Source organism: Pseudanabaena sp. FACHB-2040 (genome assembly GCF_014696715.1).
Lineage (GTDB): Bacteria > Cyanobacteriota > Cyanobacteriia > Phormidesmidales > Phormidesmidaceae > JACVSF01.
Genome location: NZ_JACJQO010000005.1, coordinates 278,217 through 300,587 on the forward strand (window position 1 = coordinate 278,217; position 22,371 = coordinate 300,587).

Genomic DNA, 22,371 nt, shown 5'->3' on the forward strand with positions numbered 1-22,371 from the left:
TTCAGGATGTAGGTATCTTTCAACCCTGAGCCTTTAACCTTAGCTTCGAAAAACCAGGTCGTACAAAGACAGCAAAATTTCTACCACAATCAAAATAACTACATACAGCTCCAAACGCAGCCCCGTTTTTTGCTGCTGCAGGTCTAGGGCTGTTTCTGCAGTGCGCGTGACGAGTTCCAGCTTGCGCTCTAGGGCTGAGTGTCGCTCTCGAATTTCGTATTCATCCTCCAATCGTAGGTAGAGACGATCGAGATCAGGAAACTCCCAGAGCAACTCGGGTTTATCAATAATCTCAACTCGTCCCACCATCTTGTGTTGAATCATCAGCGTATTGCCAATTTGCTTGAGCAGTACGGCTCCTTGCTGGCGGGTCTGGTTTAAGTTTTGCAGGCTAACTGCAAAAGGCTCAATTTGATCAAAGACTTTGGCGGCTCCCATTTCGTACTGGGCTAAGACCACGCTTTTGGCCATGACCTCAGCTACAATTTGCAGACTGGGAACATCTAGTGAGGAGAGTAAGATGTTGCCATTCTCTACTTTACCCATGTTTACAGGGGCAATTTGAATCACGGCACCCTCAGTTTCAGGATCTTCAAAAACGCCCTCAATTAGTGAATGAATATCTTGAAGGAACTTAGCTTGTTCTACGGCAGGCAGGCCAAAAAGAACGGCGACTCCATAGGGAAACAAAACGGCACACCCATGGGTGCCAGCTTCGACCATTAGCGGAGAAACCGCCATCGGCATAGCATTGGTAAAAGGCTTTAGGTCGATGCGCTGTCCTAGAAACAGAGCCTGGACTTGGACGGTCTCCTGGTCAACAAAGAGCAGTTTGGACATGGATGATGGGATCTGTGAGGATCTTTATATAGAAATTAGGGGCAAGAGATCAGGGGCAGTATCTGGCTTAACGGGGTTTGATTGTGACCACGATTTTTGCAGGGGCAGATTCAGTAAAATAATCGTTCTTCACTAAGGCAGCAGTTTATGAAGCGTGTGCTGTTCATACTAGGTGTGTTTGAGGATGACGATGTCGATTGGCTAATCACAGCCGGGGAACGGCTGGCTCTCACCCAAGGGGACGTGCTAATCCGTGAAGGAGAGCCTACAGACGCAATCTATCTGCTTCTGGATGGTACTCTACACGTTACCGTCTCTGCTCTCAAGGAGCAGGTCATCGCTGAACTTTCTAGCGGTGAGGTGGTCGGCGAGATGTCTTTTGTAGATACTCAACCCCCTTCTGCTACGGTGGCCGCTGAAGGATCTGCAGTTGTCTTGGCAATTCCCTGTCAGGTGCTGCAGGAAAAGCTGGACAAAGATACCTGGTTTGCCTCGCGGTTTTACAAGGCGCTAGCTATCTTGCTCTCTAGCCGTCTGCGCAGCACGGTCAAACACCTTGAAGGTGAGCATTGGCGACCGATTGCCATTGACCATGAAGGGTTTGTTGGAGAGATGGCTGATGTGATTGCCGTAGGCGGTATTCGCTTTGACTGGATGCTGCGGCGGCTGCGCGACTCAAATTCTGATCCGTGGATTGATTTACAGGGTGGCTGATCGCAGGTCTTTAAGGTTAAATTCGACTAAGCCTAACCCCGCCCTGGCAAAGACCGCTTGCGATCGCGATATTTTCGCTCCATGCAAGATGTGGCGCTAGACTAGGTGAGGAGTCTTGGCAGTCCATTCGTCGGCCTTAGCCAACCCTGAAATTCAGCGTCCTAGCATGAACCCAAATTCGAAGCTCAGCAGCATTTTGATCGTTGAGGATAGTAAAGGACGGCGAGAAATTGTCCTAGACGGTTCGGTTTACTCCATTGGGCGAGACCCTAAGTGCGATATTAGGCTTTCTTCCCAGTTCGTCTCGCGGCACCACGCAACACTAGTTCAGCTGCCTAAGGACGACAGTACTTTTTATTACCGGATTGTTGACGGCAACTTGAAGGGCAAACCCAGCGCCAATGGGATGCTGATCAACGGGCGCAAGCTGCAGGCCCACGACCTCAAAAACGAGGATGAAATCGTCTTTGGCCCTCAAGCCCGAGCAATCTACTACCAGCTCCGGCGAGACAGTTTGGCGACTCTACCGCCCGATGAGTTTGACATTACCCTGATTAGTCCCAACATGGTTGAAGAGGCAGACGAAGATTCAACTGCCGACGAATCTAATAGCTACTAGGGCCTCTACTAGAGCACGCCCTAGCTGAACGCTGGCAGAATCTCGGGGAGCGCTACTAATAGATCGCTCGGGCGTTGAACACCTACCAAGACTTGGCCTGCGGCTGGCAAATGGGCCTAGAAGGCAGCTGTACCAAGAGCTTCGTTGACCGTAGAGAATACACGGTGACAGTGGTTGTTGAAACTCAGCGCCAGTTCCTCGTTACGAACTACCAGGTTGACCTTGGCCTGGGCGTCTTCTGTGGTGGGTGGATTGATCAAAACCTCCACTGTAGCTAACTGGTTCATAGACACATGGCCGGGCTTTTCCTTGGCCACCAGGTAGTCTGTGGTCTCATATACCATGTTTAAGCCGCACGACTTCAGGGTGTTGACCAAAAAATCATGCAGGTTGGAGGTGGTTTTTGAAACCTTGATGAAATTGCTGTAGCGAGCCATAGGAAACACTCAACTAATAGCGACAGCAGTTATCTATAGACTGCAGCCAGAACAGAACTGTTCCGGATAAACTGCTTCTTAATTTTGCAGCTTGCTCTCAAATATAGCGAGAGGCCAGAGCCCCTTCCACCAGCAGCGGCCTAAATGGTGGAGCTCGCTTCTCCGGAACGACCTTAATTTAAAGGCCGAGTTTAGCGATCGAATGTATGCAATATTACTTAATCCTAGAGTTGCCCCAAGGGTCGCTGGGGGGAGTTTAGAAAGAGTTCGGCATCCTAAATCAGTTGGGTCTATTCATGCAAGGAAAACTTATTGTTTTTGAAGGAATTGAGGGGTGTGGCAAGTCTACCCAACTGCAGCAGCTTGATCTATGGCTAAAAGGCTATGCCCCCTTTCAGGCGCTCCAAGCACGGGGCTTAGTGGGCCAGGTAGGGCTAACGCGAGAACCGGGCGGCACCCCTCTTGGAGCCTCCTTGCGACAAATTTTGCTGGGCTTAGACCCAGCTCTGGCCATTGCCGATCGAGCAGAGCTTTTGATGTACGCAGCAGATCGGGCTCAACATGTTGAGACGCTGATCCGGCCAGCTCTGGCGCGAGGGGACTGGGTGCTGTGCGATCGCTTCATTGACTCTACCCTGGCCTATCAGGGCTACGGCCGAGGGCTAGATCTAGAAACCATTGCTCAGCTCAACCAGATTGCCACCGGAGGTCTGGTGCCCGACCTGACGCTGTGGCTGAAGCTGCCTGCCGAGGCTGGCCTAGCCCGCACCCGGCAGCGGGGAATGGTCGATCGCCTAGAGCAAGCTGGTCTGGCCTTTCATCAGCGGGTGCAGGAAGGTTTTGAGCAGCTGGCCTTGGCTCACCCAGAGCGAATTACAGCGGTGGATGCTCAGCCGGAACCGACAGCAGTTAGCCAAGCGATTCAGCAGGTTGTGGGGCAGTATATAGCGCAGTGGTATGGAGACATTTAAAGATCTCAAGGGCCAAGAGATGGCGGTTGAGTTACTGGGGCGGGCAGTGCAGCAGCAGCGCATTGCCCCAGCCTATTTGTTTGCAGGGCCAGAGGGGGTGGGGCGGCGGTTAGCGGCAGAGCGCTTTGCTGAGGTGATTTTGACCCACTTTGGCAAGCAGAGCCAGTCTACTCCTGTGCTCAGGCGGCGCATTCACCAGCGCAACCACCCCGACCTGCTCTGGGTAGAGCCGACCTATCTGCACCAGGGGCGACGGTTGACGGCGGCAGCGGCGGCTGAGCAGGGTCTTAAGCGCAAAAGCACGCCCCAGATCCGGCTGGAGCAGATTCGGGAAATTGGTCAGTTCCTCAGTCGCCCACCGCTGGAGACAGCGCGGGCAGTGGTCGTGCTTGAGGGGGCAGAGACGATGGCAGAAGCGCCTGCCAACGGCCTGCTCAAAACATTAGAAGAACCGGGAGCGGCAACCCTAATTTTGCTGGCCCCCGACACCAGTGCCCTGCTCCCTACGCTGGTGTCTCGCTGTCAGCTAATTCCCTTTCGGCGACTGGGTCAAGCGGAAATGGCCGCTGTGTTGTGCGACAGCGGCCACGAGGCGGTTTTGGATCAGCCGGATCTCATGATGCTGGCGCAGGGCAGTCCGGGAAGTGCGATCGCAGCCTACGAGCAAAAGCAGGCCATCCCTGCTGACCTGCTGGCGAACCTGCTGCAGCCCCCAGCCGACCTGCGCGATGCCCTAGAGCGAGGTCGTCAGATTGCCAATTTGCTTGATACCGAGGCTCAACTCTGGCTGGTGGACTACCTGCAGCACTGCTATTGGCAGCAATCTTCTTCTATCAGTCCTGCTGGGCTGCAACACCTGGAGCAGGCCCGCAAGTACCTGCGCAGCTACGTGCAGCCCCGGCTGGTGTGGGAGGTGACCTTCATGCGGCTGCTGGAGGCGACAGCACCATCTTGATCAGGCAGTCCACTAGGCTGTCATCGGGCAGAGGCATCAGGTGCTTGCCGTGTAGCACCTCTTGGGCCAGGATATGGCAGACCAGAGAGCCAAAAAAAATGTGCGATCGCGCCTCTAGCTGATCTAGATCGAGACCAGGGTGGTCGCGGAAGTAGGTTGAAAGTACCCGGTTGCCCTCCTGAATCACCTTCTGATAATAGAGCTGAGCCAATTCGGGAAAGCGCCCCGACTCGGCTATCAGCAGCCGAAAAAAGGCAATGTACTCGGGATCTTCTCGAAGCTTTAGCAAAATGCTGGCGAGGCGATGCAGCACCTGCTCTGGAGAACTGTCTAGGGGCAGCTCGCAGCCCGACTCACCAAACTCAATATGAAAGCGGCGCAGCACCAGCCTTTCAATCAGCGCGTTAAAGAGTCCCTCCTTGTCATTGAAATGGCTGTAGATCGTGTGTTTAGAGACTCCGGCTTGGGCGGCGACCCGATCCATGCTGGTGCCCGCATAGCCAGCGGCTAAAAAAACCGCCATTGCACCGCCCAAAATTTGTTCGGCTTTGTTCGAGGCCAAAGAGTCTTCGCTGGTCAGGGAAGTAGTCATAGGGTCTATAGCCGGCTCAGTGGGGGCGATTGGTTCGATGGGTAAAAAATAGATGGACAGGCATAGATTGCACTACCAACAGAATATGTGAAATTTACTAGACTGCACGGTGTAGTGCAGTTAATCTAGAATCATCTTTTAAGAACCATTGCAAACATAAAGGGCGCAGACGGGGATGGCTGCCAATCAATCTCGACCGTGGAAAAGACCTGGTCTATGGGCGTTAATCGGGGCTCTCCTGGTAGTAGGAGGGATATCGTTTGTGACGGTACGCAATGTTCTCCAGAGCCGGCAAGAAGCTCGTGAGCTAGAGGCCCTGCCTCCGCCCCAGCAAGTTCAGGTAGCGGCATTGGGACGTTTAGAGCCCCAGGGACGAGTCGTAGATGTAGCGGCTCCTGAAATGGGGCGACTGGGCGAAATTCAAGTCAAGGAGGGAGACTTGGTAGAAACGGGCCAGATTTTGGCCTATATGGACACCTACGAAATTCGCCAGGCTGAGCGCGACTACGCCGCCAGTCAGCTAGAAGAGGCCCGCACCCAGCTAGCAGCTGAGCGTCAGCGGGGCACATCTCGCGTTCAGGAGGCAAACACCCGCATTACCCAGGTTGATCCGCCCCAGCAGGCCGGAATTGCGGCCCAGGAAGCGGCGATTGACAGCCTGCAGGCCCAGCTTGACGTGGCCGAGATTGATCTGACCCGATTCCAGCGGCTTAGCGAGAGTGGGGCCTTATCTCGGCAAGAGCTAGATCGGCAGCAGGCGACGGTCGAGCGGCTCCGGGCCGACCTGCAAAATGCCCGCGCTACCCGCGATCGGCTGGTGCGGGAACGGGAAGGCAACCTCAGCAACGCCCAAGCTCAGGTGCAGTCGGCCCAGGCCGAAAACCGGCTGGCAGAAGTGGCAACTCGGGTACAGTCGGCTGAGCAAAATCTGGCGCTGGCCCAGGCTCAGCTAGATCGCACAGTGATCAAAGCGCCCCAGGCTGGGCAGGTGCTCGATATTTATGTCGAACCTGGTGAAGCAGTCTCTCCAGCAGAAACGCCGATTCTGGCCCTGGGCAATACCACCCAAATGTATGTAGTCGCCGAGGTTTACGAGACCGATATCGGACTGGTGCGGGCAGGGCAGCCGGTCACTATCACTAGCCGTAACGGAGCCTTTGATCAGGTTTTGACCGGCACTGTGGAGCGGGTTGGGCTGCAGATTTTCAAAAACGACATTCTTGACGATGATCCGGCAGCTAATGCTGATGCCCGTGTGGTGGAGGTGTGGGTGCGGGTCGATCAAAGTGAAGTAGTGGCCGGACTGACTAACCTTCAGGTCGATGTGGCTATTGATATTGAAAGGGCAGCGATCGCACCATGAAACGGGTTCCTCTGTCGGTTCTAAATTTGCTGCACGACCGCACCCGGCTGCTGGTTGCGATCGCAGGTGTAGCCTTTGCCGTGTTGCTGATTTTCATGAACCTGGGCTTTTTGGGGGCGCTGCTGAGCACCACCACCAATTTCTTTGAGCAGTTCAATGGCGACATCTTTTTGATGTCGCCCCAATCACTAGAAATTAGCTCCACCGAGCCCTTTCCCCGCACCCGACTAAATCAGGTGGCGGGCATTGAAGGGGTGCAGCGGGTGATGCCCCTCTACTCCGACTATGCCCTCTGGAAAAACCCTGAGACTGGCCTCAGTCGAGCCATGTTTGTCTATGGCTACAATCTCCAAGATCCGGTTTTCCTCATGCCGGAGGTCAACACGCCCGAGGGCATCCGTATTTTGCAGCAGCCCAATACGGTCTTTATTGATCGGCTGTCTCGGCCCGAGTTTGGCCCCCAGACAACTGGGCTGGAAACCGAATCTGACCGGCGACGGGTCACTATCGGCGGTCAGTATAGCTTAGGTGGCGGCTTTGCTGCCGACGGCACCCTGCTGATGAGCGATCAAAACTTTCGCCGCTACTTTGCGCCCCGCCCGCTGACCCAGGTCAATCTAGGGGTGGTTTTGCTAGAGCCTGGGGTCAACCCGCAAAAAATGAAGGAGTCTATGCGGGCCTTGCTGCCTGCCGATGTCAACATCTTTACCAAAGCTGAGATTATCGAGCACGACAGCACCTACTGGCTGCAGGCCACTTCTATCGGCTTTATCTTTGGCTTGGGCGTGCTGGTCTCTTTTGTGGTTGGCACCGTGATTGTCTACCAGATCCTCTATACCGATATCCGCGACCACCTGCGGGAATACGCCACCCTCAAAGCCATGGGCTATAGCAGCTGGTATTTGTTTAAGGTGGTGCTGCAGGAGGCGGTACTGCTAGCAGTCATGGGATACGTACCAGGCCTGATCGTTTCCCTGGGCCTTTACGCGATGACCGTCAATGCCACTGATGGTGCTTTGCCAATGCAGATGACGCTGTTTCGAGTGGGGTTTGTGCTGACGCTGGCCCTGCTGATGTGCAGCCTCTCTGGGCTGATCTCAGTGCGGCGGGCTATGACGGCTGATCCTGCCGAAGTCTTTGCGTGAGGTGAGCGATGTTTTTTAAGCGAACGCCGCTGGCGCTGCTCAACTTAATCCACGACCGCCGCAAGTTTCTCACCTCAATGGCGGGTGTGGGGTTTGCGGTGGTGCTGATGTTTCTCTTTACAGGGTTTATGAATGCCCTGTTTGATAGCCAGCTGCAGCTGCTAGAGCGGTTCAATGGCGAGATTGTCATGGTCAACCGGCTTAAGACCAACATGTTTGTGCCGCGTGCCTTTGCCCGCAGGCGGCTGTACCAGGCCCGTTCCTTTGAGGGGGTAGAGGCGGCGTTTCCGATCTACATCAGCGATGCCAACTGGAAGAACCCAGAAACTCAGCGCACTCGGCCGGTGCGGGTGCTGGCCTTTAATCTGGCGGATCCGGTGCTGCTGCTGCCGGAGGTGTCGGCCCAGCTGAGCCAGCTACAGTTACCCGATACTGCCCTAATCGATCTGCGCGCCCGAGAAGAGGTGGGGCCAAAGCAGGCCGGGGTAATTTCTGAATTGGCTAAGCGGCAGCTCCGCATTGTCGGCACCTTTAGCCTGGGCACTGACTTTGCCTCTGGCAATGGCAATCTAATCATGAGTGACCAGAACTTTCTGCGGTTTTTTGCCAACCGAGGCCCCAACGAAGATGAGCGCAGCTTTGCCACGACCGACATTGGCCTAATCAAGGTGGTGCCGGGCACAGACGTAGACCGCCTGGTGCAAACGCTGCAGGCCAGCCTGCCTAATGATGTGTTGGTTTTGGCGAAGGATGGGCCAAATGGTTTTGTTGAGCGGGAGCGGACCTACTGGCAGGAAAACACCACCATTGGCTTTGTCTTTACGCTGCTGACGGCGATGGGCTTTGTCGTTGGCATTATTCTGGTCTACCAGATTCTCTATACCGATGTGGCCGATCACTGGTCAGAATATGCCACGCTCAAGGCAATGGGTTACAACAACCTGTTTCTACTGAATGTGGTGCTGCAGGAAGCCATTATTCTCTCGGTGCTGGGATTTATTCCTGGCTTTTTGGTCAGTGCGTTGATTTACAACGCAGCGGCGGGCACTACAGGTCTGCTGTTTAAAATGACGACAGGGCGGATCATCGGCCTCTATGTCGCCACGTTTTTTATGTGCCTGATTTCAGGTGCGATCGCAGTTCGTAAAGTCCAGGCAACCGACCCTGCAGAGGTATTTGGTCTATGAAACCTGCCAGCTCGACTGCTCCGGTAGATGCTTTTTCAGACGAGGCGGCCTCCAATAGCGCCGTTCACATCCGCAACCTAAACTACTTCTTTGGCCAGGGCGAGCTGAGAAAGCAGGTCCTGTATGACATCAATTTGAGCCTGCCCAAGGGCCAGATCGTGATCATGACCGGCCCGTCTGGTTCGGGCAAAACCACGCTGCTCACCCTGATTGGGGCGCTGCGCTCAATCCACGAGGGCAGCCTGCAGGTGCTCGGCCAAGAATTGCGGGGTCTGGGCAACAGCAAGCTCGTCGAGGTGCGCCGCAATATTGGCTTTATTTTCCAGGCTCATAACCTGTTTGAGTCGCTGACGGCTTCCCAGAACGTAGAGATGGCGGTAGAGCTGGTAGGCAACTTCAAGAGCAAACGGCAGCAGGCCGCTACAATGCTCGGCCAGTTGGGTCTAGGCGAGCGGATTAACTACAAGCCTGCCTCGCTCTCAGGGGGGCAGAAGCAGCGAGTTGCGATCGCACGTGCCCTAGTCAATGAGCCCCAGCTCATCTTGGCCGACGAACCGACCGCTGCCCTTGACAAAAAATCTGGCCGCGACGTGGTCACCATCATGCAGCACCTGGCCAAAAACGAAAACCGCACCATTCTCATGGTCACCCACGACAACCGCATCCTTGACGTGGCCGACCGCATTATCAACCTGGTAGACGGTCGCCTGGAGTCAGACGAAACCCTGGGCCACTTCCGGGAGACTCACGACCCCCAAAAACTCGACGGCCAAATGTTTATTCTGTAACCCTATGCCGATTCAGTTTGCTAGCGAAGTTCAGCAGCTGACCTACCAGAAAGTGGCCGACTACCTAGAAGGCTCTACCCTCTTTGGGGACACCTTGCGAACCAATCCCGACCTGCCCCAGTTCACCCTGCTCTACGGCTCCACCATGGTGGAGGTCGAGGTGCTGCCCTGGGAAGTTCACCCCTGGGAAGAAGCAGATCTCTGCACTGTGCGAGCCACTAGCTGCGTCACCATTGGCAGCAGCATCGACCACGAGTTGATGCACTTTCTGCTCACCGAAAACCGGCGGATGCGCTTCGGGGCCTTTCACTTAGACGGCGCTAACCAGGTGCTCTTTGCCGAAAATGTTTTGGGCGGCGAAAACATGGATCTGATGGAGCTGCAGACCTGTATTCTCTCGGTTGTCACCATTGCCGACACCTACGACGACATCATTGCTCAGCGCTTTGGCGGGCAGCGAGCAGTAGATCTGCTAGCCGCGAATCCTCTACTCCTGTAAGAGTGCCTGATCATGACGCTTGAAAATCCCAGTATCCTTTCTCACGTTTCTATCGGCACCCAAGATTTTGACCGGGCGGTGGCTTTCTACGATGCCGTCTTGTCTACCCTGGGCTGTAAGCGAGTGATGGAGCACCCAGGGGCAGTGGCTTACGGCAAGCTGTATCCAGAATTTTGGGTAGGCATTCCCTTCGACAACCAGCCAGCCACGGTGGGCAATGGCACTCACTTTGGCTTCATTGCCCCTACCAAAGAGGCCGTCCATGCTTTTTATGAAGCGGCCCTAGCGGCAGGTGGAATAGGAGATGGCCCTCCTGGATCTCGCTCTGACTATGGCGAACCCTATTACGGCTGCTTTGTCCGCGACCCAGATGGACACAAAATAGAGGCTGCCTTTTGGGACGAAACGCTAGCAGCATCTGATTAACCCAACACTGACCGGCTTTGATTAAAGCATTTGTCGTAGTGGTTTGGCTTTGCTAGTCCACTAGAGCCAAAGAGTAAGATTTGAGCGTTTTTGTTTTCGTGCCTGCTGCGATGCTTAGGGCATTCGCTTTAGGCTGCAGCAATTTTTGGGGGAAGCGGACCCATCAAACCTTTGGACGTCTTTGAATCTAACTCAGGACTTTAATCTGGCCTAGACCTTCTTACCTTCTACAGAAACGGCTAAAGAAATGTAGCGTTACGATGTCAATAGACATTCATAAAAGTTCACGCTAGGTAACATTTCTGGTTATGATTCCCGATTTGCTAGAGGCTACCCAAGACTACATGCAGCAGCTAAGCGCGCTAGAGGCCGCCTATCAGCGCGACGAAATTTCCATCGAAGAAGTCGATGCCAAGGTGGAAGAGCTGATGGTTGACCTGGGGCGCACCCGGCGAGAGGCATTCAGCGCTCTTTGGGCTAGCTTCAGCAACGTTCTGCAAACTCAGTGGGAGACGGTAGCCGGATTTACAGGCATTGGCGTGCTGACCTATCTCTGGCTGGTAATTCGTTAGAGGCCTCCAGTGGGTAGAGGCAGTTTAGGCAGATGGTTTATTAAGCTCTGTCCAGGGTGTTTAAGAATTGTGCCTATGAAAGCTGCCATCATTAATCGCTACGGCGAATCTTATGTCTTGCGATATACCGATGTTGAGCTTCCTCGCATCAAGTCCAATCAGATGTTAGTCAGGGTTTATGCAAGCAGCGTCAATCCGGTGGACTGGAAGATCAGAAAGGGCCTGCTCAAGCCGCTGACGGGCAGGCGGTTTCCAATGATTTTGGGATTTGATGTTGCAGGTGATGTGATACAGATTGGTAACGGGGTTACTCGGTTTCGGCCCGGAGATACGATCTACGCCCGGCTCGATCAGCTAGCTGGCGGAGCCTACGCCGAATATGCCGCAGTTTCCGAAAAAGTAGCGGCGCTTAAGCCAGCGAACATGTCCTATGAAGAGACAGCAGCAGTGCCGCTAGCCGGACTAACCGCCCTTCAGGCCTTGCGGGACGAAGGCAAGCTCAAGCCGGGCCAGAAGGTGCTGATTAATGGGGCTTCTGGTGGAGTGGGCACCTACGCTGTGCAGCTCGCTAAAGTGCTGGGTGCAGCTGAAGTGGTTGGCGTATGCAGCGCTAAAAATTTCGATCTAGTTAGGGAGCTGGGATGCGATCGCACCCTCGACTACACTAAACAAGACTTTACTCAGGAAGATACCCGCTACGACATCGTTTTTGACATTGTGGGCAACTGCTCCTTTGCCGACTGCAAACGGGTGCTGCAGCCAAGAGGCTTTTACATCACCACTCAGCCCTACCCCCAAAACTTCCTCAAAAGTCTCGGGACAGCTCTGCTGCCCGGTCCTACCTACAAAGTAATTTTGCTCCGCTCCAACAGCCTCGACCTGACTTTTCTCAAAACTCAGATCGAGGCTGGCAAAATTCAGTCAGTGATTGACCGCACCTATCCACTCTCTGAGACAGCTGCTGCCCATGATTACAGTGAAGCGGAACACGCTACTGGGAAAATTGTGATCAGCACAGTGGCTTAGGTTGAGGACACAGGAGAGGTAAGAGAGACGGAGAAGGTAAACGCGGTGGGATACGAGCCGGTGTTAGGATCAGTGAGAGACACCGGCTCCAAAGCCTAAGCAATTATAAGGAGACATAGAGGTATGGTTCTGTCTGTTGGCACTGAAGCGCCTGGATTTTCCGCCAAAGACGATGCTGGCAACACCGTTTCTCTCTCTGACTTCGCTGGAAAGACTGTAGTTTTGTATTTCTACCCTAAAGACGACACGCCTGGCTGCACTGTCGAGGCCCAGGGATTTCGTGACAAGTATGATGACTACCAAGGTAAAGACGCTGTTGTCCTAGGCGTTAGCCGCGATGACGAAGCTTCTCACAAGCTGTTTAAGGAAAAGCACGGCCTGCCCTTTTCCCTGCTGGCCGATACCGATGGCACCATTACCCAGTCCTACGATGTGGATGGTGGCGGCTACTCTAAGCGCGTTACCTATATCATCAACGGCGATGGCGTGATTGATAAGGTCTTTGAAAAGGTGCAAACCTCTAGCCACGCTATCGATGTTTTGGCTGAAGTCGGCGCGTAGTTAAGGCTGTAAAGCGGCAGCTAACGGTATAAAGCGAAAAATAAGGGTGTGCCTCAAGCAGGCGCACCCTTGTTCTTTATCTACCGATGTTGTGACAGCTTACTGTGCCAGTTGACCTAGGTGACTGCTTTTAGCAAGCAATCTGCTCGCTGTCTGCCCTCTCATAATGTGCCCTAAGTAACCAAACGAGGAGCCTAGGCCCTTTCAGCACTGCCCTTTTCAGGCCTTTTCAGGGTTGGCAGTGTAACCGAGCAGGTTTTGCTGACACTCCACGAAGTGGTATAGCCCCGGGATATGAACCCCCCTCCCTGGCGCTACAACTATGAATACGAGGGCGAGCAACACCTCAAACTCGACACTCAAACCTCCCTGAATTAGCAAGGCTCAAACAACCTCTAACGCCTCAGGGAATGTCTCAACTACACGCAGTTTGTTTCTTGGAGAACGTTCATGAAAGCTCGTCTATTCGCTTCTATCTCTTTGGGTCTCGCTGCTGCTGCGATCGCAGTTATGCCCACTGCTGCTAACGCTCAAACCGCCGCTACAGACTACAACTACATCGGTGCTGGTGTCGGCGCTGGTGGCCTAGGTGGCAGCAACATCGGTCTATCTGTTAACAGCAAACTCTCCGTTGCTGACCAGGTTTCTGTCCGCCCCGGTGTAATCACCAACTTTGACTTCGACAGCGAAGGCACCATCATCTCTGTGCCTGTGACCTACGACCTAGCTCCCATCACTGACGATGGTCGTCTGCTGCCCTACGTTGGCGGCGGTGTCTCTGTCGTCACTGGCGGTAATACCTCAGTAGGTCCGATGGCAACTGCAGGCGTTGACTACCGACTGAATGATAACTTCGTCCTCAACAGTGGCGTCAACGTGTCTTTCACCGGCAACACCCGCGTTAATGGCACTCTGGGCGTAGGCTACACGTTCTAAGTAGCCTGGAAAGCTTCTTGAAGGTTGAAAGCTAGCTCAACCTTCAAGATTTCTAAAAGGTCACCAGTCGTTAGGTTATTGGTGACAGCGAAAGACAAATAACATATAGCCAGAGAAGCTGATCCAACTGGGTCAGCTTCTCTGGTTTAAGCTTTAGAAAGATTTCTTCGCAGCACCTTGAAAAGAGATGCCCTGTTTAGAGGTCATCGTGAGTTACTGAGTCTCAACCTTCCCTGCAAAAAATTTGTACTCTATAGTTGACGCGCAGGCACAGCTATTCTATGCTCTGTCATTAAGCTGTCACTAAGACAGCATAGACACAGGACTCGAAAGCTCTGGCGCTGCCCGAAGGTGTTGAGACCACCAACGGACAGCTGAACCCCCAAAACTGAGTAAGCAGTCTGGAGATCTAGGGTGATGATAAACCCTGATCATCCACATCTGCACTATGCGGTGGGATCGATCAGGGTTTTTGAGTTCTGGTTTCCTCAACCTGCTGGCTCTGTTGGGGCGAGTCAAGCGAAGTGGTTTCGAGAGGGGTTGCTCTCTGGAGATGCCGCGCTGCGATCGCAACGACAGAGAAGCAGACTTTATCCACACAATAAAAGGAACCCAGAAGCTCATGTTTCAATCTCCCGAATCGGGCGCACAGCCGCCCACAGTTTCGTTTGACCTTTCGCCCCATAGCGAGAAAGTTCGCATAGCGGTCTACGGCAGTTTATTGGGCTGCGACAGAATTATCAAAACTCTGCACGTGCTCCACTTTGCTGAACCCAACGATTGGACAGATCCGCTGCCCACGGGCAGGCCCAACGAGTGGGTGCGGATGGTGACGAAGCAGCTATTGATTGAATAGGAGGACGCGGAGACACGGGGAAACTTTAGGGGCGGGGCTTTGTAAGTGGCTCGAACACTGCTCTCCCGTCCCTAAAGCTGCTCTTCGGAGTCGTTTTGGGCCAAGCAATCAGATTGAACCTTGAAGAAGGGGGCTAGATGGCCTCTCTGGGCCGCACCTCCGCAAACTTGCTTCCTTAGGCTAGGATCAAGGCGTCTGAGGCAGAGGAGTGGCTACTGCATTAGAAGCCACATGCTTCAGCAAATCAGCCCCTACCTCACTTCTGACGAAATTTATGAGGTAGCTCATGTCTGATTATGAAACCGCCTTAGCCGCCTATCAGGCTCATTGCGAAGTCGCCAACATCCCCTGCGAAACTGCTCAAGAAGAGCTTTCTCAGGTGGTAAATGGTGTTGTGTATCTGCGGGCTAGACCGACCGGATACATTGCCCGCTATGACGTGCGGCGGAGTCAGCTAGTCGTTTGATTGGCAGGCTGGGCTAGGAAGCTAGCTCGGTAAAATTGCTTTTAGGCGCATTAGGGGTAGGTTAGCCAAAGCCACTGACCCACCCCACTCCACCGAGATACCCGCTTAAACGGGCATTCAACGCAAAACTTGAAATTCAGCTAACCTCTAGACTTGGGTTTTTACGGTGAAGGCGCGGTTAGCGCTACCGGCACCGGTTCTTCTAGCATCATCAGGCCATACTCCAGCCCCTCTACGACTGCCTGGTAAGACGCTTCGATGATGTTGGCCGAAACGCCCAGCGTAGTCCAGCGGCTGCGGCCATCGCCAGATTCCACCAGAACACGAGTGATGGCAGCGGTGCCAGCGGTACTGTCGAGAATTCTCACCTTGTAGTCGGATAGCTGAAAATCTGCGATCGCAGGGTAAAAATTTAGCAACGCCTTTCGCAGGGCCTGGTCAAGAGCGGCAACAGGGCCATTACCCTCAGCAGCTTCTAGAATGTCCTGATCGTTCACCGTGACTTTGACCGTGGCCAGAGAATGCGTGCCCCAGGGGTCGCTGCCCGACAGCCGATGATCAAAGACCGGCCCCTTAGGCCCATCGCACTGCACCTTGAACCCCTGCAGCCTGAAGTAGTGGGGTCGACGGCCCAGCGCCTCGCGTACCAGCAGTTCAAAGCTGGCCTCTGCCGCCTCAAACTGATAGCCCTGGCGCTCTAGTTCCTTGAGCCGCTCTAGCAGCTGCCGCGCGACCGGGTCTTGCTTCTCTAGCACAATGCCAAAGCTGCGGGCCTTAGAAATCACGTTGCTCAGCCCCGCCTGATCCGATACGACGATGCGGCGACAGTTGCCCACCTGCTCCGGCACAATGTGCTCGTAGGTCAGCGGGTTGCGCTCAACTGCGCTAACGTGAATGCCGCCCTTGTGAGCAAAGGCCGAACGACCGACAAACGGGGCATGGTCGTCGGGAGCCAGGTTAACCACCTCGCTGACAAAGCGACTGGTTTCCGTCAAACTCGCTATCTGCTCTGGGGGAATGCAGGGTCGGCCCAGCTTGAGCTGCAGGTTAGGAATGACGCTACACAGGTCGGCATTGCCACAGCGCTCGCCGTAGCCGTTGATCGTGCCCTGTACCATTGTCGCGCCAGCCATGACTGCCGCTAGAGCATTAGCAACGGCAGTGCCACCATCGTTATGAGTGTGGATGCCGAGTTGAGGTAATCTGTCGCAGTTTTGAGTCAACAGCCAGTTCTGTATCTGCTGCACAATGGCCGTAATCTCGTGGGGCAAGGTGCCGCCATTGGTGTCGCAAAAGACCAGCCACTCGGCTCCCGCTGCTAGCGCCGCCGCAAGAGTTTGCAGCGCATAGTCAGGGTTGGCCTTGTAGCCATCAAACCAGTGCTCAGCATCGTAGATAATTCGGCGGCCCTGGCTGCGCAAAAAGGTAATGGTGTCGCTGATCATCGCCAGGTTCTCGGCCAGAGTTGTGTGTAGCCCTGCCGTGACATGCAAATCCCAGGACTTGCCAAACAGCGTTACCCAACGAGTGCCTGCCGAGAGAATCGGCTGCAGCATAGGGTCTTCGGCCGCCACTTTGCCAGGGCGGCGGGTGGAGCAAAAAGCCACAATCTCAGCCTGCTTCAGCGGCTGCTCTTGCAGCTGCCAAAAAAACTGCACATCTTTAGGGTTGGCTCCGGGCCAGCCTCCCTCAATAAAAGGAATGCCCAACGCATCCAAGCGGCGGGCAATGTGCAGCTTATCCTCAATCGAAAGCGCCAGTCCTTCTCGCTGGGCTCCATCGCGCAGAGTGGTGTCGTAAACAGAGATGGCTGAAGCAGAGCCGACACCCGCGTTAGTTTGCATCATGAAACGTTATTTAATCGGTAGCTATTTCTATCATGATCTATAGCTGATGAAGTCCTGCAAAACCCTTAAAAAGCTTTAGACTGGTGAGCGCTACAGCCTGTGTTTTTTGCCGTTTCTCAGACTCAAATCTATGCCGAAAGTGACCGCTCAGGGAAAGACCTTCGACTGTAAACCAGGGGCAAATTTACGACAAGTTCTCTTACAAAACGGCATCGATCTCTACAACGGCCAATCTCGACTAATCAACTGTCGCGGCATCGGCACCTGCGGCACCTGCGCTGTCGAAATCGAAGGCGCTACTTCTGAAGCTAACTGGCGCGATCGCACCCGCCGATCTTTGCCACCCCATAGTAGCGATCGCAACCTCCGCCTAGCCTGCCAAACCCAAGTCTTGAGTGACATCCAAGTGACCAAATACGACGGCTTTTGGGGACAGGGGCAGACGCGGGTTTGGAGTCCGAGGGTGGAGGGGTAGGGGGTGGATGAGTGGGAGAGTGGATGAGCAGGAACTTCCCTATCTCCCCTATCTCCCCCATCCCCCCACCTTTAATCTATCTTCGCCACCTTCCCGTCCCCCCTCCCACTCATCTACCCATCCACCCCCTACCCTCTATCCCCCCTTCCACCCTCCGGACGTGGTGATCTCTGGCATCGTGAGCGATTATAGAGAAGTGCCGTTGTGTGGAGTTTGGGCATGAACCGATACCTGCTTGCTGGAATTTTGGGAATACTTGCCCTGTTTGCTGTTTTTGGATCGGGTATGGCTAGTTGGCTTGGCGGCCTAAACACTGGTGCCGCAGGGCTGCAGGCAAACAACGCTGCAGGCAATGGTGCTGCAGATGATGGCGCAGTTCAAGATCCGGTAGGTCAAGCTGGGCGGCTAGTGCAGCGTCAGAGCAGTCCCGTTGCAGCGACGGGCCAGACGGCTGGGGGAAATGGCGCTGGGGTAGATCCGAATGCGGCTGCCAACGGTCAGGGGCAACCTGGCGCGACTGGCACTACTGGAGCGACTGGAGCGACTGGAGCGCAGGTGCAGCCACCGACTACAACGGCTCCGGCGGGAACTCCCGCGCCCGCGAATCTAGAAGCAATTCCGGCTCTGTGGTAGGGCGTATTGATTTAGCAATAGATTTAGCGGTTTAATCAGTTTTCAGTTTTTGAGAGTGAGGCATGGTAGATCGGACGAGCGATGTCCTGGTCATTGGGGGCGGCGTTGTCGGCCTTGCGATCGCGCTTGAGCTACAGCAGCAAGGCGTGTCGGTAACTGTGCTCAGCCGGAATTTCCAAGAAGCCGCTAGCCATGCGGCGGCGGGAATGCTGGCCCCCCATGCTGAAATGCTGCCGCCTGGCCCCCTGTTGGAGCTGTGCCAGCGTAGCCTATACCAGTATTCAACCTGGGTGCAGAAGCTCGAAGCGTTGACCGGAAGATCCGTTGGCTACTGGCCCTGCGGCATTTTGGCTCCCCAGTTTACGCCTCCGCCCTTTGACTTTCCTGCCGATGCCCCGGCCTATCGGTTAGATGCTGCTATTCACAACTATCAGGTGGGCCTCAGCCCCGAAGTGCAGGGCGGCTGGTGGTTTCCCGAAGACGGCCAGATCGACAATCGCGCTCTAGTGCAGGCCCTGCGAGTTGCTGTACAGGACTTGGGCATTCCCGTTCACGAAGGCGTTACGGTCAAGGCGCTTCAGCAGCAGCGCCGCCGCATTACCCAGGTGATTACCAGTGCCGGTGAGTTCACAGCCGATCAGGTGGTGCTGGCAACCGGGGCTTGGTCGAGCGATTTGGTGCCGGTGCCCGTTTTCCCTCGTAAAGGCCAGATGGCGGCGCTGCGGGTGCCTCAAAACTATGCACAGCCCCAACCCTTGCAGCGAGTGCTCTACGGCGAATCGATCTATATCGTGCCCCGGCAGGATGGTCGTATTGTGTTGGGAGCCACCAGCGAAGACGTTGGCTTTACCCCCGGCAATACTCCAGTAGGTGTGCAGCAGCTTCTAAGCAGCGCCATGCGGCTGTACCCGGAGCTGGCCCATTTCACCCTAGAAGAATGCTGGTGGGGCTTTCGCCCCGCGACCCCGGATGAAATGCCGCTGCTAGGGCAAGGCCCCCTAGAAAATCTGATCTTAGCGACGGGGCATTACCGCAACGGCATTTTGCTGACGCCGATAACGGCGCACCTAGTAGCTCAAGCAGTGCAAGGCAAGTTTGACCCACTGCTAGAATCTTTCTCTTGGGAACGGTTTGCCCGGCCCTCCTCTTTGGCGGACGCAAGCCCTTACACCCCTACCAAAAGTCAACTCCTCCCTCCTTCCTCCCTCCTCCCTCAACCTATGCAAATTCTCGACAAACAACCCCAGTCCACCTTCCAACTGGCTGAAGATGCCCCCCTGATCATTGCTGGTCGTCCCTTTAAGTCTCGGCTGATGACGGGCACTGGCAAGTATGACAGTTTTGAGGTGATGCGCCATAGCGTGGCTGCAAGCGGGTGCGAGATTGTGACGGTGGCAGTGCGGCGAGTGCAGACCAATGCCCCTGGCCACGAAGGGCTGGCTGAGGCGCTGGACTGGTCGAAGATCTGGATGCTGCCGAATACAGCGGGCTGTAAGACTGCCGAAGAAGCGATTCGGGTAGCGCGGCTAGGCCGAGAAATGGCTAAGCTACTGGGCCAGGAAGACAACAACTTCGTCAAGCTAGAAGTGATTCCCGATGGCAAGTATCTGCTGCCTGATCCTATTGGTACGCTAGAGGCGGCAGAGCAGCTGGTCAAAGAAGGCTTTGCGGTGTTGCCCTACATCAACGCTGATCCGCTGCTCGCTAAGCGATTGGAAGAAGTCGGTTGCGCCACAGTCATGCCCCTAGGTTCGCCCATCGGATCGGGTCAGGGCATTCGCAATGAGGCCAATATTCAAATCATCATTGAGAATGCGACGGTGCCGGTGGTGGTTGATGCGGGTATTGGTGCCCCTAGCGAGGCGGCCCAGGCGATGGAGATGGGGGCTTCGGCGCTGCTGATTAATACTGCGATCGCAAAAGCCACCAACCCCATTCAGATGGCCCGAGCTATGGGCCTAGCCGCCGAAGCCGGACGCTTGGCTTATCTGGCAGGCCGCATTCCCATTCAAGGTACTGCTAGCGCTAGCTCTCCGTTGACTGGGCGCATCACCGAGTAGCTTATTTAGCTTAATTATGAACTGAGCGAGAAACTGACTCTGCCTGACGGGGGCAATAGTCGGAGCAATCGACCGCCTCTTTTCTCAAAGCCATTGCTGGGTTTACAGCACAGGGCATAAAGGTGTTGGGGTGGAAGTAGTGGCAGTTTTGGCAGGGAATAGCGCTGCGGCCGTCTAAATCGCCTGTGGCGGTGCGATGCAAGGCTTTGTCTCGGGAACTGGCACGCCGCAGCATGAACAAAACCCCTGCTAGCAGGAAGATCCCAGCAATGGCAGATACCCCTTCCTGAACGTAGGATGCTGGTTGGTTGTAGGGTTGGGTGGGTACCTGTTCCGTCGTTAGAGAATTGCCCGATGGCGTTAATTCCTCGTTGCGCCCTCCCGCTCCACTGGCGAAGGCTAGATATTGGGTCTGCATAGTAATTCTCTACTACCCGTCCGGGTTCACTGGTTCCAGCCTAGGTCTTTCTTTAGGGATGAGCACTCTGTCTTTTGACAGAAACAAACGTGTCAGATGACAGAAGGCGGATTCTGTTTGAAATTGCTACGGTTCCAGTGTTCGCACGGAGTGTGAGCCGCCCTTAGATGGGTCTTTTAAGTGGGCTTTCAGTGCAAAGGATTGCTGTAGACAGACGCTTCACTGTCCGTTTTTATTGCACTGGCTCTACCACTGACTTTGCCAATACTGCGAAAAATTTGCCATGCAACTTCTCTCTAAAGCCGAACTAAAATCTCTGATTAACCTGGCAGATGGCCCCTGCGTTTCTCTGTACTTGCCCACCCAGGTAGCAGGCCCCGAGACCCGGCAAAACCCCATTCTCTTCAAAAACTTAGTTAGGGAAGCCGAAGCTCAGCTGCAAGACTCTGGCTTGAGCAGCAGCGAAATTGCCAGCTTGCTCGAACCGGCCACCACCCTACTGGAGGGACATTTCGAGTTTTGGCAGCACCAAGATCATGGCCTAGCCTTCTTCCTCACCCGCAATGGCTCACGCTCCTACCGTCTGCCGCTTAGTTTCGATGCTCTAGCAGTGGTCAGCGACCAGCTTCACCTGACGCCGCTGATGCCCCTCTTCAGCGGTACTGGCTATTTCTACATTCTGGCCCTAAGCCAAGAGCACGTGCGGCTGTTTCAGGCGACGGAACATGCGATCGCAGAAATTTCCCTAGAAGAGGTGCCCAAAAATATTGATGAGGCCCTGCAATACGACACTCAAGAGGATCTGGAGCGGCGACAGGCTACAGCCAGCGGGGTCGGCGGATCTTCTGGAACCTATCACGGTCAGGGTATTGACCCAGCGATTGATAAGGAGTCGATTCACCAGTATTTCCTGGTTCTGGATAAAGCGTTGCACCCCTATCTCCGAGAAGAGACTGCGCCCCTGGTATTGGCCTGTGTTGACTATCAGCATTCAATTTTTAAGAGTGCCAGCAAGTATAACCATCTGCTGGATCAGCACATCTCTGGCAGTCCTGAAATCATGAAGCCAGAGGAACTGCATACTGCCGCTTGGCCCTTGGTCGAGCCCTACTTCCGGGAGGCTCAAGAGCAGGCTGTCAACCAGTTCCACGAACTGCAGGGCACCGGCAAAGCAGGCGTGCAGATCGAACAAATTGTCCCGGCAGCCTACCGAGGGCAGATCGACACCCTGTTTACTGTGGCGAACGTCCACTGCTGGGGCCAGTACGACCCCGATACCGACACACTAGAGCAGCACGAACCCAATCAACCAGAAGACAGCGACCTGCTCAACTTTGCCGCTGTGCAAACCCTGCTTCAAGGCGGCACCGTGTTTGTCGTAGATCAAGAAGAGATGCCCGAAGATGCTCCCGTTGCAGCCATCTATCGGTACGGCTTGCCCACTGAAGTGGAGGCCGCTCCTCGACAGTAGTTACTGAGGATAAGATTATGAGCTGGCTAGAGAGAGTCTCAGCAGCACCGCCAGACGCTACCACCACTCCCGTTCCCTCTGGCAATGCTATGAAGCTGGGACATCCTGAAACCTTCAATTCAGAACTGCGGGAAAAAGCTGGAATGCATTCCCCGCCAACGCCTCCCGAGTATATGGGCTTTGAAGGGGAGTATGACACCACTGGCCTAGCCAAGCGAGTCGCTAAGCAGCTAGACGAAGATGCCCAGGTAGAGGAGGTGTCTACGCTGGAGATTATTCAGCGAGAGGCAGTCATCTCCTTTGCCGGGACAGTGCCCAACCAGACTGCGCTGGATCGCATCATGGATATTGCTGCTCATGTAGATGGTACCCAGGCAGTAGACGTTAGCCAAGTTTCGATAGAAACAGAGGCAAAATAACGTTTATTCCCCTAAATCTCCCCTAAAGGGGTAGCCTTTGTCCGCGATTTATCTCAATGATAAGAATAGATTTCTTAGATGGACTTTCTGGGCTG

General features: G+C 54.6%; 26 protein-coding genes. 21 read left to right on the plus strand and 5 right to left on the minus strand.

Annotation, left to right across the window (positions count from 1 at the left end; all coding sequences use genetic code 11):
• Positions 1 to 39 precede the first annotated feature (39 nt).
• On the minus strand, positions 40 to 840 hold the full coding sequence (locus H6G13_RS04960) for an RMD1 family protein (RefSeq protein WP_190482058.1): 801 nt from the start codon (positions 838 to 840) through the stop codon (positions 40 to 42).
• Between the two features lie 147 nt (positions 841 to 987).
• Here H6G13_RS04960 and H6G13_RS04965 point away from each other — a divergent pair, with 147 nt between their 5' ends.
• Both H6G13_RS04965 and H6G13_RS04970 read left to right on the plus strand, forming a co-directional pair.
• Complete coding sequence (locus H6G13_RS04965; protein ID WP_190482059.1) at positions 988 to 1,554, plus strand: cyclic nucleotide-binding domain-containing protein; 567 nt, start codon at positions 988 to 990, stop codon at positions 1,552 to 1,554.
• A 166-nt stretch (positions 1,555 to 1,720) separates the two neighbouring features.
• Positions 1,721 to 2,173 carry an FHA domain-containing protein gene (locus H6G13_RS04970; RefSeq protein ID WP_190482060.1) on the plus strand — a complete coding sequence of 151 codons (453 nt, stop codon included), beginning with the start codon at positions 1,721 to 1,723 and terminating at the stop codon, positions 2,171 to 2,173.
• 116 nt (positions 2,174 to 2,289) lie between these two features.
• On the opposite strand, the gene H6G13_RS04975 is transcribed toward H6G13_RS04970, so the two are convergent.
• The gene (locus H6G13_RS04975; protein WP_242028152.1) at positions 2,290 to 2,610 is read right to left on the minus strand and encodes a hypothetical protein; all 321 of its coding nucleotides are present in this window, start codon (positions 2,608 to 2,610) and stop codon (positions 2,290 to 2,292) included.
• A 296-nt stretch (positions 2,611 to 2,906) separates the two neighbouring features.
• Here H6G13_RS04975 and tmk point away from each other — a divergent pair, with 296 nt between their 5' ends.
• Together tmk and H6G13_RS04985 are read left to right on the plus strand one after the other, a co-directional pair.
• The gene (gene tmk, locus H6G13_RS04980) at positions 2,907 to 3,581 is read left to right on the plus strand and encodes a dTMP kinase (RefSeq protein WP_190482061.1); all 675 of its coding nucleotides are present in this window, start codon (positions 2,907 to 2,909) and stop codon (positions 3,579 to 3,581) included.
• Positions 3,568 to 4,536: a DNA polymerase III subunit delta' gene (locus tag H6G13_RS04985; protein WP_190482062.1), complete on the plus strand. Its 969-nt coding sequence runs from the start codon at positions 3,568 to 3,570 to the stop codon at positions 4,534 to 4,536. Before tmk ends, H6G13_RS04985 begins: the two co-directional genes overlap by 14 nt.
• Here H6G13_RS04985 and H6G13_RS04990 read toward each other — a convergent pair.
• Positions 4,502 to 5,128, minus strand: a complete 627-nt coding sequence (locus tag H6G13_RS04990; protein ID WP_190482063.1) for a TetR/AcrR family transcriptional regulator — start codon at positions 5,126 to 5,128, stop codon at positions 4,502 to 4,504. The genes H6G13_RS04985 and H6G13_RS04990 overlap by 35 nt on opposite strands.
• A 262-nt stretch (positions 5,129 to 5,390) precedes the next feature.
• Between H6G13_RS04990 and H6G13_RS04995 the strand changes: the two genes are divergently transcribed.
• The 12 genes from H6G13_RS04995 (at position 5,391) to H6G13_RS05050 (ending at position 14,953) form a co-directional block, all read left to right on the plus strand.
• A complete protein-coding gene (locus H6G13_RS04995; RefSeq protein ID WP_347277433.1) occupies positions 5,391 to 6,491 on the plus strand; it encodes an efflux RND transporter periplasmic adaptor subunit in 1,101 nt (366 codons plus the stop codon).
• Positions 6,488 to 7,636: an ABC transporter permease DevC gene (devC, locus tag H6G13_RS05000; protein WP_190482065.1), complete on the plus strand. Its 1,149-nt coding sequence runs from the start codon at positions 6,488 to 6,490 to the stop codon at positions 7,634 to 7,636. The genes H6G13_RS04995 and devC (H6G13_RS05000) overlap by 4 nt, the downstream gene beginning before the upstream one ends.
• An 8-nt stretch (positions 7,637 to 7,644) precedes the next feature.
• Positions 7,645 to 8,823, plus strand: coding sequence for an ABC transporter permease DevC (devC, locus tag H6G13_RS05005; protein ID WP_190482066.1), 1,179 nt, complete (start codon positions 7,645 to 7,647; stop codon positions 8,821 to 8,823).
• Complete coding sequence (locus H6G13_RS05010; RefSeq protein WP_190482067.1) at positions 8,820 to 9,611, plus strand: ATP-binding cassette domain-containing protein; 792 nt, start codon at positions 8,820 to 8,822, stop codon at positions 9,609 to 9,611. The genes devC (H6G13_RS05005) and H6G13_RS05010 overlap by 4 nt, the downstream gene beginning before the upstream one ends.
• 4 nt (positions 9,612 to 9,615) lie before the next feature.
• Entirely contained in the window at positions 9,616 to 10,110 is a 495-nt protein-coding gene (locus H6G13_RS05015) for a hypothetical protein (RefSeq protein ID WP_190482068.1), read from the plus strand.
• Positions 10,111 to 10,122: 12 nt separating this feature from the next.
• Positions 10,123 to 10,536, plus strand: a complete 414-nt coding sequence (locus H6G13_RS05020) for a VOC family protein (protein WP_190482069.1) — start codon at positions 10,123 to 10,125, stop codon at positions 10,534 to 10,536.
• Between the two features lie 308 nt (positions 10,537 to 10,844).
• Positions 10,845 to 11,108 carry a hypothetical protein gene (locus H6G13_RS05025; RefSeq protein ID WP_190482070.1) on the plus strand — a complete coding sequence of 88 codons (264 nt, stop codon included), beginning with the start codon at positions 10,845 to 10,847 and terminating at the stop codon, positions 11,106 to 11,108.
• A gap of 75 nt (positions 11,109 to 11,183) precedes the next feature.
• Entirely contained in the window at positions 11,184 to 12,134 is a 951-nt protein-coding gene (locus tag H6G13_RS05030; protein ID WP_190482071.1) for an NAD(P)-dependent alcohol dehydrogenase, read from the plus strand.
• A gap of 123 nt (positions 12,135 to 12,257) precedes the next feature.
• Positions 12,258 to 12,695: a peroxiredoxin gene (locus tag H6G13_RS05035; protein WP_190482072.1), complete on the plus strand. Its 438-nt coding sequence runs from the start codon at positions 12,258 to 12,260 to the stop codon at positions 12,693 to 12,695.
• Positions 12,696 to 13,145: 450 nt separating this feature from the next.
• Positions 13,146 to 13,631, plus strand: a complete 486-nt coding sequence (locus H6G13_RS05040; protein ID WP_190482073.1) for a hypothetical protein — start codon at positions 13,146 to 13,148, stop codon at positions 13,629 to 13,631.
• Positions 13,632 to 14,079: 448 nt separating this feature from the next.
• Positions 14,080 to 14,487 carry a hypothetical protein gene (locus H6G13_RS05045; protein ID WP_190482969.1) on the plus strand — a complete coding sequence of 136 codons (408 nt, stop codon included), beginning with the start codon at positions 14,080 to 14,082 and terminating at the stop codon, positions 14,485 to 14,487.
• A gap of 286 nt (positions 14,488 to 14,773) precedes the next feature.
• Positions 14,774 to 14,953 carry a hypothetical protein gene (locus tag H6G13_RS05050; protein ID WP_190482074.1) on the plus strand — a complete coding sequence of 60 codons (180 nt, stop codon included), beginning with the start codon at positions 14,774 to 14,776 and terminating at the stop codon, positions 14,951 to 14,953.
• Positions 14,954 to 15,114: 161 nt separating this feature from the next.
• Here the strand turns inward: H6G13_RS05050 and cimA are convergent, their stop codons facing one another.
• Entirely contained in the window at positions 15,115 to 16,800 is a 1,686-nt protein-coding gene (cimA, locus tag H6G13_RS05055) for a citramalate synthase (RefSeq protein ID WP_242028153.1), read from the minus strand.
• A gap of 130 nt (positions 16,801 to 16,930) precedes the next feature.
• On the opposite strand from cimA, the gene H6G13_RS05060 reads away from it, so the two are divergent.
• The 3 genes from H6G13_RS05060 to thiO all read left to right on the plus strand — a co-directional run bounded on the left by H6G13_RS05060 (position 16,931) and on the right by thiO (position 19,968).
• Positions 16,931 to 17,275 carry a 2Fe-2S iron-sulfur cluster-binding protein gene (locus H6G13_RS05060; RefSeq protein WP_190482075.1) on the plus strand — a complete coding sequence of 115 codons (345 nt, stop codon included), beginning with the start codon at positions 16,931 to 16,933 and terminating at the stop codon, positions 17,273 to 17,275.
• A gap of 219 nt (positions 17,276 to 17,494) precedes the next feature.
• Positions 17,495 to 17,908 (plus strand): hypothetical protein, encoded by a 414-nt coding sequence (locus tag H6G13_RS05065; RefSeq protein WP_206756513.1) that lies wholly within the window; start codon positions 17,495 to 17,497, stop codon positions 17,906 to 17,908.
• A gap of 62 nt (positions 17,909 to 17,970) precedes the next feature.
• A complete protein-coding gene (gene thiO / locus H6G13_RS29370) occupies positions 17,971 to 19,968 on the plus strand; it encodes a glycine oxidase ThiO (protein ID WP_190482077.1) in 1,998 nt (665 codons plus the stop codon).
• 10 nt (positions 19,969 to 19,978) lie between these two features.
• Here thiO and H6G13_RS05075 read toward each other — a convergent pair whose 3' ends face one another.
• Positions 19,979 to 20,386, minus strand: a complete 408-nt coding sequence (locus tag H6G13_RS05075; protein ID WP_190482078.1) for a hypothetical protein — start codon at positions 20,384 to 20,386, stop codon at positions 19,979 to 19,981.
• Positions 20,387 to 20,669: 283 nt separating this feature from the next.
• Here H6G13_RS05075 and H6G13_RS05080 point away from each other — a divergent pair, with 283 nt between their 5' ends.
• Positions 20,670 to 21,857 carry a hypothetical protein gene (locus H6G13_RS05080; RefSeq protein WP_190482079.1) on the plus strand — a complete coding sequence of 396 codons (1,188 nt, stop codon included), beginning with the start codon at positions 20,670 to 20,672 and terminating at the stop codon, positions 21,855 to 21,857.
• 17 nt (positions 21,858 to 21,874) lie between these two features.
• On the plus strand, positions 21,875 to 22,276 hold the full coding sequence (locus H6G13_RS05085) for a BON domain-containing protein (RefSeq protein WP_190482080.1): 402 nt from the start codon (positions 21,875 to 21,877) through the stop codon (positions 22,274 to 22,276).
• The last annotated feature ends 95 nt before the right edge of the window (positions 22,277 to 22,371 follow it).